Below are 13,478 nucleotides of genomic sequence, written 5' to 3'. Positions count from 1 at the left end.
ACGCTGGCCGTGTTGGCGGTCGTGCTGCTCAGTGCATGCACGGCCGCACCGCAGACGCCGGAACAGGCGCGGCAACGCGAGCGCGAACGTGCGTTTGCGATCTGCGGTGGATGCCATACGGTGAACGCGGGCGGCGTGCACCGCTTCGGCCCGAACCTGCACGGGGTGATCGGTCGTCGCGCCGGCAGTCTTTCCGACTATCCGTATTCACCGGCGATGCGCCGCGCGAACCTGGTGTGGAGTGAGCAGACGCTGGATGCGTTTCTGCGTTCGCCCGCGAGCGTGGTGCCGGATTCGCGGATGGTCAATTCCACCGCCGATCCGGAGCGGCGGAAGCTGGTGATCGAGTATCTGAAAGGCAACCACCCGTAGAGACGCGCCATGCGCGTCTGCGACCCAGTCGGCTACGGCATGGACGCGCATGGCGCGTCCCTACGGGTCCAGGCTCTTCAGGTAGGACTCCAGCGCCAGCTCGAACGCGCCGATGTCCGCCGCACACGCCGCCACACCCTCGTTCTGGATCTGCTGCATCAGCGCGCGCGCCTGCATGGCCAGCGCCTCCGCGCCCAACGTGCCCAACCCACCGACAATCCGGTGCAGCACTTCGACCGCGGTGTTGCTGTCTTCCTGCTCGCGCGCCAGCAGACCCCGCTGCAGGTCCTCGCCAGTGGCCTTGCGCATGCTTTCGATCAGTACATTGGCCACGTGCTCGGACCCGAACCGTTGCACGATGGCCTCACGCGTCGGCAGCGGCGCAGGTGTGTCGGCATCGGCCGGAGCGAGATCGGCGGCGGTTGGGGCTTCATCGCCGGGGTCGGTGGGCAGCCAGCGGCGCAGGGCCCTGCGCAGCGTGGCCAGCGCCACCGGCTTGGCCAGCAGGTCATCCATGCCCGCTTCGCGGCAGCGCTGCAGGTCCTCGGCCAGTGCGCTGGCCGTCAGTGCCAGCACGGGCAGATGGCGGCCGGTGCCCCGTTCCTGCTCGCGGATGCGCCGGGTCAGGGTGTAGCCGTCCATCACCGGCATGCGGCAGTCGGTGATCACCAGGTCGAAACTGGAGGACGCCAGCAGCGCCAACGCCGCCTCGCCGTCCACCGCCAGCTCATGCTGCAGGCCGAGCTGCTGCAACCGCCAGCGCATCAGGGCCTGGTTGGTGGGGTGGTCTTCAACCACCAGCACACGCCGCCGTGCCTGCCCCGACGGCAACGGCTGCACATCAGCGGCACCGTGCGCGGCATCCTGGCCGGCATCCTCGCCCGGTACACGCGGCAGGCTCAGCACCACGTCCACACGGGTGCCCTGGCCAGGTTCGCTGTGCATGTCCAGCCGGCCGCGCATCAGCCCCACCAGTCGTTGGCAGATGCTCAACCCCAGACCCGTGCCGCCATAGTGGCGGGTGATCGCCACATCGGCCTGGGCAAAGGGCTTGAACAGACGCTGGCGCTGCTCGGCGGAAATGCCGATGCCGGTATCGGCCACGGTCAGACGCAGGGTCTGCGCCATCTCGTCCGAGCGTTCAACCGTCAGCGCGATGCTCACCGCGCCCTCGTTGGTGAACTTGATGGCATTGCTGAGCAGGTTGAACACCACCTGGCGCAGGCGCATGCCATCCACCAGGTGCTGCGGCGCGACCTCCGGGTCAACCTGCAGGCTGAGGTCCAGGCCCTTGCTGGAGGCCTGCGGTGACAGCAGCTGCTGCACGTTGTCGAGCAGGCTGCGCAGCGCCACCGGCTGCGGTTCCAGCGGCAACGCGCCGGCCTCGATCCGCGAGTAGTCCAGAATGTCATCCAGAATCTGCCGCAGCATCTGTGCGGAGTCTTCAATGACGCCGATGATGCGTCGCTGCTCGCCATCCAGGTCGGTATGCGACAGTGCTTCCACCATGCCCAGCACACCGCTCATCGGCGTGCGGATTTCGTGGCTCATGGTCGCCAGGAAGTTCGACTTGGCCGCGGTCGCGCGTTCGGCATCGGACTTGGCCGCCGCCAGGGCATCGGCCTGGGCACGGGCCTCGGTCACATCCACCCAGTAACCACTCCACAGCACCGCCCCATCCGCGGCCGCGTACGGCAGCGCGCGCGTCCGCACCCAGCGCACTACGCCATGCGGACTGGTGCGGAACTCGATATCCATCGGGGTGAAGTTGCGTGCCGCATGCGTCATCGCCTCGTGGATGGCGTCGCGGTCGCGCGCGTCGATCTGCGCTTCCAGCAGGGTGTCGTCACGCATCACTTCCACGGTGCTGACCCCGAACATCGAGTTCAGGTCACCGGTGATGTACGGGAAGGTCACCCGGCCATCATGTTCGCGACGGGCCTGGTACACGATGGCTGGCAGGTTGTCGGTGATCTCCTCCAGGCGCTTCTCCAGGCCACGGCGCATGGACACTTCACGGCGCAGACGCAGGTAGCCCCAGCCATGCACGATCATGCCGGTCAGCAGCACCAGCGACAGCGGCACGGCCCAGCGCGCGATCGACCGCCAGTCCAGTCCCGCGCGGTACTCGGCCAGCAGCCAGTCACCCCGGATCGCCGCATGCTCGCGCGGGGTGAGGTTGGTCAGCACCCGGTCGAAGGTGGTGGCCAGCGGCGCGTACTGCCGCTTCACCGCCAGCGACAGCTGGTCGCTGAAGCCGGCCGGTGCCGCCACATGCAGCCGGGCCGGGTACAGCTCGCGGATCACCCGGTCGGCCATGGCCAGGTTGCCCACATAGGCATCGGCGTCTCCATTGGCCAGCCGCGCCAGTGCCTGTTCCACGCTGCGCGCCGGCACGATGCGGGCCTTGGGCGCGTACTGCAGGATGTAGCCGCGCAGGCGGTCAGGGTCGGACAGCAGGATGGTGCGCCCATCCAGGTCGCTCAGGCCGAGCACCGAACGGCTGTTGTTCGGTGTGACCACCACGTTCGGCACGCTGATGAAGGGCTGGCTGAACACCCAGTCGTCGCCCAGGTAGTGCGCATCGTTGGGCATGCCCATGACCACGTCGACGGTGCCGCGCCGCATCTGGTCACGCACTTCAAACCAGTCATGCGCAGGAACGCGGTTCAACTGCGCACCGACCATGCGCAGCTGCCGCAGGTAGTCACCTGCGACACCCGCCGGCTCACCAGAAGCGTCTATGAACGACAACGGTGCCGCATGCGGTGCAAAGCCCATGCGCAACGGCGTGGCCAGCACGCCACGCTCGGCTTCACCCAGCACCAGGCGAGACTGCGCGGACCACTGCAGCGGGGTCAGCCAGCGTTTTTCGATGGCCTCGCGCTGGCTGGCCGGCAGCCGTGTCAGCGCGGCGTCCAGTGCTTCGGCCAACGGTTGGCGGGCATTGGGCACACCGAAGTGCAGGCGCTCGGGCGCGAGGTCGCTGGGCCGCAGCAGGGTGATGCCCTCCAGCTTGCGGTCGCGGATGATGGCGTTTGCGACATGTGCATTGCCGATGTACACGTCCGCCTGCCCCTGCGCGACCATGTTCAGCGCCGCGGTGGTGTTCGCGGCGATGACCCGGCGCGCGCCCGGGAACCGTGAGCGGATCTGTTCGCTGGTCAGGAACTCCTGTTCGGTCACCACGCGCAGGCCGGTCAGGTCCGGGTCGGCGGACGCGCGGGTGTCACCGGGGCGCCCCACCAGCGCCAGCGGCGCTTCGGCATACGGCGATGTGTAGACCATGCAGCGGGTGCGCCCCGGGGTCAGCGCTATGTTCATTACGACATCGACTTCACCGCGGCAGGCTGCGTCGAGTACGTCAGCCCAGTCGCGATACATACGAACCTGAACGTTCAGCCCCAACTGGCGCGACAGCAGCATCAGGTAGTCGTAACCGAGCCCTTTTGGCTGCCCGTTCTGCACGAACTCAAACGGCGGCCAGCCGCTGTCGTACAGGCCCAGTAAGATGGTAGGGTTGCGCTCGATCCACTCGGCCTGGCGCGGCGAAAGCGCCGGTGCTGGCAAGGTAGCGGGCGCCGCCATGCCGGAGGTACTTGCAGTGATCAGCAGAACCAGCACGACCAGCCAGCGGACAACCGAGGTACGCATGCGGTCTGATCTCCGTAAAATGATTCCAACACCCCGAAGGGCCCCGAAGGGCCGCTGCCTTGCAGGCAATACTAGCCCATGACCTCACCGCCGCTACTGCGCATCATCATCGCCGACGATCACCCGGTCGTTCGTATCGGGGCGAGTTCCGTCATCGAAAAGAACGGCGTCGGCATCGTGGTGGCTGAAGCCAGCAGTGCCAGCGAGTTGATGGACATGCTCAAGGCACACCCCTGCGACGTACTGGTCACCGACTACTCCATGCCGGGCGGCGACCAGGCTGACGGTTTTGCCATGATCAGCATGATCCGTCGGCACTACCCGGACCTTCCAGTGGTACTGCTCAGCGTGGCCAACAATCTGGCCATCCTGCGCATGGTGGTCTCCACCGGCGTGCAGGGGCTGGTGGACAAAGCCTCTTCGATGGAGGAGCTGCCGCAGGCGATACTTGCCGTGCACCGCAAGCAGGCGTACCTGAGCCGCACGCTGAAGGAACGCATTGACGCAATTGGCACACATGATGTCGACGAGAAAGACACCCGCACGCTGTCGCCCAAGGAGGTGGAAGTTCTGCGTCTGCTCGGTGCAGGGCAGACGGTGAAGGAAATCGCGCTGCATCTGCATAAGAGCGTCAGCACGATCAGCCGCCAGAAGGGCGATGCGATGCTCAAGCTGGGCCTGAAAGGCGACGCCGAACTGTTCGACTATCTGCGCGACAGCAAGCTTTGAGCACGCCGCAGCACCGCGTGCAGGGCCTGGACAACGACCACGTCCAGGCCGACTGGCCGGCACTGGGAGACGAAGAACTGGCGTGGCTGGGCACGCGCCACGCCGCGCTGGCAGGCCACGCGCGGGTGCTTTGGCACAGCCCGCGTCCGTTCTCGGCTGCCGCGCTGGTGCAGGGTCCGCAGGGACGTGTGTTCGTCAAACGCCATCATGCGCGCGTGCGCAGTGCGTCGGCGCTGGAGGAAGAACACCACTTCATCGCCCATCTGGCCGCCGCCGGCGTCCCCGTGGTGCAGGTGCTGGCCGGCCTCGACGGGCACACCGCGCTGGCGCGGGATGCGTGGACCTATGAAGTGCATGCTGAAGGCGTCGGGGCGGACCTCTATCGCGACATGCCGTCGTGGACGCCGCTGACCGACCTCGGCCGCGCACGCACCGTCGGGGCGATGCTGGCCCAGCTGCACCAGGCCGCTGTTGACTACACCGCAGCGCAGCGCGACACCCATGTACTGGTCGCGCGTGACGACCTGATCCGCGCGCCTGATCTGCTCGCCTTGCTGCGTTCCCAGCTGCGTGCACGTCCGGGGCTGGCGGCGTATCTGGCCGACGTGCCCTGGGAAGCCGACCTGACCCGTGCGGTCCTGCCATGGCATGCCGCACTGGGCCACCGCTATGCCGGCGAAGCCGCGTGCTGGGGCCATAACGACTGGCATGTTTCCAACCTGCTGTGGCAGGGCGACGGTGCAGCCGCGTCCATCAGCACGGTGTTCGACTTCGGGCTGGCCGCCCGCACCAGTGCCCTGTTCGACCTCGCCACGGCGATCGAACGCAATGCGGTGGATTGGCTGGCCAGCGGCGGTCCCGTGGGCTACCCCGACACCGCGCTCGCCCTTCTCGAGGGCTACCGCCAGCAGCGGCCGTTGAGCGCGGCGCAGGTGGCGCTGCTGGTCGACCTGCTGCCGGTGGTCCACGTTGATTTCGCCCTCTCGGAGGTGGAGTACTTCGACGCCATCACCGGTTCGCGGGCGAATGCCGACGTGGCGTACCACACCTTCCTGATCGGCCATGCCGACTGGTTCACCAGCACCACCGGTCGGTCCCTGCTCGACACGCTTCGCAGCGCCGCCTGAGACGCTGATTGGCGTTTCCGGCCGGTTTGGTGTGAAAATGTCCGCTGAAGCGGGGGTGCCTGGATCTGCCAGGCTGAGAGAGTCCCTTGGAACCTGATCCGGTTTGCACCGGCGTAGGGAGCTTTGAGCAGCACACGCAGTGTCCGTCCAGGGCATTGTTGCGTGCGTGCCTTCGCTTCGTCTCCTCTGGCTGATGACGAAACGAATGAACCGCCTGCGCATTTCCCTGTTGACCGCCGCCCTCGGTGCCGCCCTGCCGCTGCATGCCAGCGAACCCGCTGCCGACGCGGGCGAACGCTCGCCCACCGACCTTGCCGGCATCCGTGTGCAGGCGCACCAGCAGACAAAGAAATCGCCGCCATCAAGCAGCTTCGGGGTGGGCAGCTGGAAGGACACCCCCGCCTCGGTCAACGTGCTGGGCAGCGAGTACCTGGACCGCCTGCAGGTGCGAGGGTTGTCCGAACTGGCCCGGCACGACGCGTCGCTGGGCGACAGCTATGCCCCGGTGGGCTACTACCAGAACGTGGCCATCCGCGGGTTTGCGCTGGACCTGGCCACCGGCTATCGCTTCAACGGGCTGTCCATCGCCGGCGAGCAGCGCCTGGCGCTGGAGAACATCGCCCAGGTGGAAGTACTCAAGGGTGAAGCCGGCCTCGCCGCCGGGGTGATGGCCCCGGGCGGCCTGATCAACTACGTGGGCAAGCGCACGGCCGAGGTGCGCAACCTGACCCTGGGCACCGACTCGGAAGGCTCCCGCTACGCTGCGATGGACGTCGGCCATTGGCTGACGCCGACCTTTGGAATCCGCTTCAATGCGGCCTGGGACGACAGCAATTCCTACATCGAGCATGCCGACGGCCGCCGCAATTTCTATTCGCTGGCGACCGACTGGCGGATCAGCGAACGCAGCAAGCTGGAAGTAGATGCCAACTACCAGACCAGCGCGCAACGCTCGGCGTCCGGTTTCCAGCTGCTCGGCGCGACCGGCGTTCCGCGCGGCGTGGACCGCGAAAAGATGCTGGGCTACCAGCCGTGGGTACAGCCGGTCGGCATCGCCAGCACCAACCTGACCGCGCTGCACACCTTCGATTTCACCCCGGACTGGCAGTCGCGCGCGTCAGTGGCCCACAGCCGCACGGTGATCAACGACAACGTCGCCTTTGCCTACGGCTGCTACTACAGCGACGCCTGCGCCGACGGCAGCACGCCGGGCAATTACTTCGCGCCCAATGGCGATTACGACATCTACGACTACCGCAGCCCCGATGACACCCGGGTGAACCAGCAGCTGCGCGCCGAACTGCGCGGGCGTTTCGCCACCGGCAGCGTGCGGCACGAGGTTTCGTTCGGCGTGGATGCCTTCCACCGCACCGTGGACAAGCGCCAGAACGTCAACGAGTACGTCGGCACTGCCAACATCCATGACCCGCAGGTGCCGGTGTTCGACCCTTCGCCGCTGCAGCCCGGTGCCTCGGCGCGCCGGCTGGACAGCTGGCAGCGTTCGGCGTTCGTGCTGGACCGGGTGAGCTTCACCGACCAGTGGCAGTGGCTGGCCGGCGGCCGTTACGTGCGCATGGACGAGCGCGCCTACGACAAGCGCGGCACGCCTGAGCGCCACAGCCGGCTGTCGACGTTCATGCCGCAGACGGCGGTGGTGTTCAAGCCGGATGACGCGGTCAGCCTGTATGCCAGTTATGTGGAAGGCCTTTCGCTGGGCAAGGAAGCCCCGTTCTGGACCCAGAACGGCGGCAGCTGGCTGCAGCCGCTGGAGTCGCACCAGACCGAAGTGGGGGTGAAGTTCGCCCGCACCGACGCGCTCACCCTGGGTGCGGCGCTGTTCCGCACGTCCCTGCCCCTGCAGTACGCGCAGCCCGATGACAGCGAGGCCGGTTACACCTTCGTGCAGGACGGACGCCAGGTGCACACCGGGCTGGAGTTGAGCGCCGACGGCCAGCTCAGCGAGCGCCTGACGCTCACCGCCAGCGCCAGCGTGCTGCAGGCGCGTGCACGTGACACCGGCACGCCGGCCTATGAGGGCCATCAGCTGGTGAACGTGCCGAAGCGTCGCGCCACGGTGCACGTGGATTACGCACTGCCCTTCGTCGAAGGGTTGGCGGTGGGGGCGGGCTGGCGCTACGCGTCGGCGAACGTGGCCACGGTGGATGGCAAGGTGAAGGTGCCGTCGTACAGCGTGTTCGATGCCGGGCTGCGCTTCCAGCACACCCTGGGCCAACGCCCGGTAAGGTGGAATCTGTCGGTGGACAATCTGTTCGACCACTTCTACTGGCGTGACACCGGCAGCACCGACGGCGACTACTACCTGTTCGCCGGTGCACCGCGCCAGGCGCGCCTGTCGGTGACGATCGGCCTATGAATCCGGCCGTGCTCGAATGGTCTGCGGTCGCTGCCAGCATCCTCGGCGTGTGGCTGATGGCGCGCCGGCATCTGCTGGCGTGGCCGGTGGGGCTGGTCGCGGTGGCGCTGTATGCGGTGGTGTTCGCGGAGGCGCGACTCTACTCGGACACGCTGCTGCAGATCGCGTTCGGTTGCTTCCTGCTGTATGGCTGGCTGAGCTGGCGGCGTACCGCGGCAACCGAGGGGCAGATCACCATCGCGCCATTGTCACGCCGGCAGCTGCTGCGCGACCTGGGCGTCGGGGTGCTGGGTGGTCTGCTGCTGGGTGCGGCGATGCACACCTGGACCAATGCGGCGCTGCCCTGGCTGGATGCGATGCTGGCCGCGTTGAGTCTGGTGGCGCAGTGGTGGCAGGCAAGGCGTCACGTGGCCACGTGGTGGCTGTGGATCGTGGTCGATGTGGTGTACGTGGGCATGTACGTGGTGAAGTCGTTGAATGTGACCGCCGGGTTGTATGTGTTGTTCATCGGGTTGGCGGTGATGGGACTGCGCGCGTGGAGCCGGGCGGCGAAGGTGCCGTTGCCGCAGACCCGGTAGCGTCGGTCGACAGACGACGGCCGTGAACGGTGCAACATCCGGTAACGCATGACCTTGATCGAAACTGCTTCAGCGGTCACTCCAGGTGAAACACCATCGACTGCGTCCCCATTGCCGGATCGGTCGTCCCCGGTCGCCCATCCTCCATCCGCCCCGCCAACCGCTGCGACGCACCTGCCTGCGCGATCTCCAGGTCATACCACCCCGACGTCGGTGTGGCGAGCCAGCGTATCTCGGCCCGCCCACGCGCCGGCAACTCCACACGTCGGGTAGGCATGTGCGCGGCGTATGCCATCGGTCGTACGTCCACGCTCATGGCACTGCGGGCAGGGTTGTCCAACCGCAGAAAGAGTTCGCCCCCGCTCCGGGTCAACGCCACCTGCACCGGTTCCACACCTGCCTCACCCCGGTAATGCCGATGGAAGCCATTCGGCCCCAGCAGCCACAGGTCGTAGCCACGTTCCGCATCCACCAGCCACACGTCCTGCAACACCTCACCCGGCGCCACTGTGTAGCGACGTGGAATCGCCTCCAGGTCCAGCCGGTCATACACATGCAGCACCGCAGCGGCCCCTTCGCAGCGCATTTCGAGCCGCACCGCATCGCCTTCACGATCCATCCCCACCTGCGGCCGATAAGGCAATGCGCGCAGCGGACGCACGCCCGGCTCCTGGATGGCCGGCTCCAGACCCGCCGGCAGTTCCGGAACGGTACGCCCGGGCAGTGCAGCCGCCCGCGCGGCGGTCTCAGCCGTGGCCGGCAATGTGCCCACAAACGGACGCTCATCGGTGCGCGAAAAATCAAATGCGGCGGTAAGGTCACCACACACCGCGCGCCGCCACGGCGAGAGCTGCGGTGCTGCCACCCCGAAGCGACGCTCGATCAGGCGGATGACCGAGGTGTGGTCGTAGACCTGCGAGTCCACCCAGCCACCGCGGCTCCACGGCGAAATGACGTAAAGCGGAACGCGCGGGCCCAACCCATAGGGCCGTCCACGCAGATCCGGCGGATCGGCTTTCTCGTTGCCCGGCGAGGCATGCTGGTGGTATTCACGGTCGGTAGAAACGGACGAGGCACCGGCCCATCCGCCCGATCGCGTGGCGTCCTTCGACGGCGGGGCCGGCGGCGGCATGTGGTCGAAGAAGCCATCGTTCTCATCGAACATCAGCAGCAACGCGGTGCGACTCCAGACTTCCGGGTTCGCGGTCAATGCATCCAGCACGCGCGCGGTATACGCCGCGCCCTGCGCGGGGCTGGACGGCCCGGGATGCTCGCTGCCGGCGGCATCGGCGATGATGAAACTCACCTGCGGCAGACGATTGCCCAGCACGTCCTCACGCAGCTGCGCCAATCCGCGCGTGCTTACCCCGCGCTCGCGCAGTTGCGCATCGTGACCGGGCGCGCCGCGCCAGGCCTGGCGGAAGGTCTCGAACCCTGCAAGCGGGTTGTCGGTGAAGTTGTCGGCCATGTCCTGGTAGATGCGCCAGTCCACGCCGGCCTGCTGCAGCTGTTCCACATAGCTGGCCCATGTGTAGCTGTCCGGATTGCCGCCCAGTTCCGGGAAGTTGTCGTGCGAATTGGCTACCGCCGGGCCACCATGGCGCGCGTGCGGGTCGTTGTGCCCGGTCCACAGGAACAGGCGGTTTGGGTTGGTGCCGGCCTGCATGGCGCAGTGGTAGGCATCGCAGACGGTGAACGCCTCGGCCAGCGCGAACTGGAACGGCAGGTCGGCGCGGCGGTAGTACCCCATCGCATGGTCCTGCTTGGCCACCGGCCAGTGCGCCATGCGCCCATGATCCCAGGCGCGCTGTGCATCGGGCCAGGTATGCGGTGTGCCTTCCACGCGCATCACTCCAAACTGCGCAGCCGTGTCCAGTGGGAACGGTGCGATACCGCGGGTACCGGCCGCGTTGGGCTGCAACCACAGGGTACGCGCTGGCTGCCCCGCTGCCAGTGGCGCGGCGGGCGCGACGAAACGGTCACCGAAGCCGCGTACGCCGGGCAGCGTGCCGAAGTAGTGATCAAAGGAGCGGTTCTCCTGCATGAACACCACGATGTGCTGCAGGTCCTGCAGGCTGCGGGTGCGCGCGTCCGGCGCGATGGCCGCAGCACGCGCGATGCTGGGCATCAGCGCGGCGATGCCGGCGCTGATGCCCCCCTGCAGCAATCGACGTCGACCGAGGTCGGTCACAGGTCAACCCGTACCGAGAAACCGACGGTGCGCGGCGCGCCGATGAAGGCCGAATTGCTGCCATCCACGCCGGCGAGATATTTACGGTCGGTCAGGTTATTGACCACGATGCTCGCGCCCACGCCCTTCAGCTTCGGCGACAGACTCTGCAGGTCGAAGCCGATGTTGGCGTTGAACACCGTAGCCGACGACAGCTTCGCGCTGTTGGATGCGTTGAGATAGCGCTCGCCCAGGTAGCGGCCGGACAGACCGAAGTTCCAGTTCTCGCCCTGCCAGTCGGCCGCCATCACCAGCATGTGGCGCGGCTGGCCGATCACCTGCGCGCCATCCACGATGCCCAGTGCGGCGTCACGGTCAGCATTGCCGCTGCCCAGATACTTGGAGCGGTTGTAGGTGTAGGCTCCGTTGATGCGCCAGCCATTGTCCCAGCCATAACCGAGTGCGGCCTCCACACCGTTGCTTTCCACGCCGCCGAAGTTTTCGTACACGCCATCGGTTTCATCCAGATAGTCGATGCCATCAGCCAGACGCGCCGGCAGATAGACGATGCGGTTGTCGAACTTGATGTTGTACAGGGTGATCGCACCGGTCAAGGGCCAGCGGCTGATGCGCAGGCCGAGCTCGATGTTGTCGGCGGTTTCCGGTTCCACCCGGGCAAAGCGCTGCGGATCGGTTTCGCCCAGCACGCCGGAGGGAATGGCAGCGAAGTTCTGCGAGAAGCCGGCAAACATTTCCAGGCCCTGCACCGGCAGCGTCCAGGTGCCGCCAGCGGAGATCAGCGGATCGGACTTCGAATCCGAGCGCACGTTCTCGGCCGCGCCGATGGTGCGGTGGCGGGTCTGGTCGACAAAGAACTGCTTCACGCCGACGCGGGCGCTGAAGGCACCGAAGCGGGCCACGTCCTCCACGTAGTACATCTGCTCGTCGGTGCTGTAGTCGTCCTCGAACTGCACCCAGTACGGCTGCTGGTCGAAACCGATGTCGGTGCCGACGTTGAGCAGGCGATGCCAGTCGCGGCGGGCGGTGCGGTCGAACTTTTCCAGCCACAGGCCGGCGCGGACGGTGTTGTTCACCGCACCCAGTTCCTGCGTCCACTCCACATCCGCGGTGACGCCGGCGCGGTCGTTGTCGTAATGGGTGTGGCGATAGGACTGCACGCCCTGCACATTGGCGGCATAGCAGTTGGGGTCGTACTCGGCGCTGAAACCCGCGCGCGGCGTGCAGCCGGCGATCATCTGCGCGGCGCTGCCGTCGGGGTTGACGAAGTAGAACTGGCCCAGCGCGCTGCCACCGTAGGTGGTGCTGCTGCCCAGAAATTCCGACTCCGGCGCGCCGGCACCGTCGTTGCGTGCCTGCACCAGGTACGGCGGCAGCCAGTCGCCCCGACCTTCCATCTTGTGCACATAGCCGCTCAGGGTGGCCTTGAAGCCATTGCCGCTGTCGAACGCACCACGCAGGTAGGCGAAAGTGTTCTCGCGCAGCGCGCGCGAGCCGGAGCGGTAGTTCTGGTCCAGGTTCGGAATACCCGTGAGCGTGCCGGTCAGGCCATCGCGGCCGGGATTGGTCGCGAACGCGGCCGGGGTGACGCTGGTGTACTCGGGCTCGTCGGCGTCGTTGTACGAGGCATAGCCGCTCAGGGTCCAGCGGTCGAGCTCGGTGATGAACTTGGCGGCCACGTGGTCGTTGCTGGTCTTGCCGCTGCCGTCGATCCAGTCGCTGACCCGTGCCGACGAGGCACTGACCCAGGCCCGGGTATGCCCGCCAAGCACGCCAGTGTCGTAGCGCACGTAGTACTTGCGCATGTCGTTGTCGCCGGCACCGACCACCATGCGCAGGCGCTGTTCGCTGAGCGGGTCACTGGTGAGGAAGTTCAGGGTGCCGCCCAGCGCCTCGTTGGAGCGCGAGGAGATGTCGGCGGTACCCTGGCTGACTTCAATGGTTTCCAGGTCCAGGGTGTCGATGTAGCGGTTGGCCAGCGAGCCGCCGCCGTAACCAGAACCGCCATTGGGCAGCCCGTCGATGGTGGTGCCGATCTGCTGGGTGTCACGGTTGGTGACGAAGCCGCGCATGCTGATCTGAGTGCCCCACACCGACGAGCCGGTGGCGTCGGCTTCGCTGACCACCACGCCGGGCAGTTCATTGAGCGCGCCATTGACGCTGCCGATGATCTGCTGGCGCTGCAGGGTTTCCTGGCTGACGCTGGTCTTGGCGTAGCTGGTGGCCTGGCCGATCACCTGCACCTGGTCCAGCGTGCGCGCATCGTCGGCAGGGGCATTCTCGGCCGCCAGTACATCCAGCGCGGCGGTGAGGGTCAGGGCCAGCAGGGTGATGCGGGGAACACGTCCGGCAATGCGCATGGGGTCTCAGTGGGGGATGGAAGACGCGCCGGAGTATCTGGAGCGTGGGTGACCTCCACATGACATTCTGTTAACGGTTTGCGCAGGCCGGGGCGC

At 66.9% G+C, this 13,478-nt stretch carries 8 protein-coding genes and 1 riboswitch; of the genes, 5 read left to right on the top strand and 3 right to left on the bottom strand.

All coding sequences use genetic code 11. The features are described from left to right. Positions 1-9 precede the first annotated feature (9 nt). A complete protein-coding gene (locus PDM29_RS08315; protein WP_311193378.1) occupies positions 10-372 on the top strand; it encodes a c-type cytochrome in 363 nt (120 codons plus the stop codon). A gap of 60 nt (positions 373-432) precedes the next feature. Here the strand turns inward: PDM29_RS08315 and PDM29_RS08310 are convergent, their stop codons facing one another. Further along, positions 433-4,026, bottom strand: coding sequence for an ATP-binding protein (locus PDM29_RS08310; protein WP_311193377.1), 3,594 nt, complete (start codon positions 4,024-4,026; stop codon positions 433-435). Between the two features lie 78 nt (positions 4,027-4,104). Here PDM29_RS08310 and PDM29_RS08305 point away from each other — a divergent pair, with 78 nt between their 5' ends. From PDM29_RS08305 to pnuC, 4 genes are all read left to right on the top strand, one after another. Further along, positions 4,105-4,755, top strand: coding sequence for a response regulator (locus PDM29_RS08305; RefSeq protein ID WP_311193376.1), 651 nt, complete (start codon positions 4,105-4,107; stop codon positions 4,753-4,755). Further along, a complete protein-coding gene (locus tag PDM29_RS08300) occupies positions 4,752-5,882 on the top strand; it encodes a phosphotransferase enzyme family protein (RefSeq protein ID WP_311193375.1) in 1,131 nt (376 codons plus the stop codon). The genes PDM29_RS08305 and PDM29_RS08300 overlap by 4 nt, the downstream gene beginning before the upstream one ends. Positions 5,883-5,923: 41 nt before the next feature. After that, positions 5,924-6,019: riboswitch (TPP riboswitch) on the top strand. 68 nt (positions 6,020-6,087) lie between these two features. Further along, complete coding sequence (locus PDM29_RS08295) at positions 6,088-8,256, top strand: TonB-dependent receptor (RefSeq protein ID WP_311193374.1); 2,169 nt, start codon at positions 6,088-6,090, stop codon at positions 8,254-8,256. Continuing rightward, entirely contained in the window at positions 8,253-8,834 is a 582-nt protein-coding gene (pnuC, locus tag PDM29_RS08290) for a nicotinamide riboside transporter PnuC (RefSeq protein ID WP_311193373.1), read from the top strand. Before PDM29_RS08295 ends, pnuC begins: the two co-directional genes overlap by 4 nt. Before the next feature lie 76 nt (positions 8,835-8,910). On the opposite strand, the gene PDM29_RS08285 is transcribed toward pnuC, so the two are convergent. Both PDM29_RS08285 and PDM29_RS08280 read right to left on the bottom strand, forming a co-directional pair. Continuing rightward, positions 8,911-11,025 (bottom strand): phosphocholine-specific phospholipase C, encoded by a 2,115-nt coding sequence (locus PDM29_RS08285; protein ID WP_311193372.1) that lies wholly within the window; start codon positions 11,023-11,025, stop codon positions 8,911-8,913. Further along, positions 11,022-13,382 (bottom strand): TonB-dependent receptor, encoded by a 2,361-nt coding sequence (locus PDM29_RS08280; protein ID WP_311193371.1) that lies wholly within the window; start codon positions 13,380-13,382, stop codon positions 11,022-11,024. Before PDM29_RS08280 ends, PDM29_RS08285 begins: the two co-directional genes overlap by 4 nt. Between the last annotated feature and the right edge of the window lie 96 nt (positions 13,383-13,478).

The sequence above is a fragment of the Stenotrophomonas oahuensis genome, assembly GCF_031834595.1.
Lineage (GTDB): Bacteria > Pseudomonadota > Gammaproteobacteria > Xanthomonadales > Xanthomonadaceae > Stenotrophomonas > Stenotrophomonas oahuensis.
This window is presented reverse-complemented; position numbering and strand designations above follow the sequence as displayed.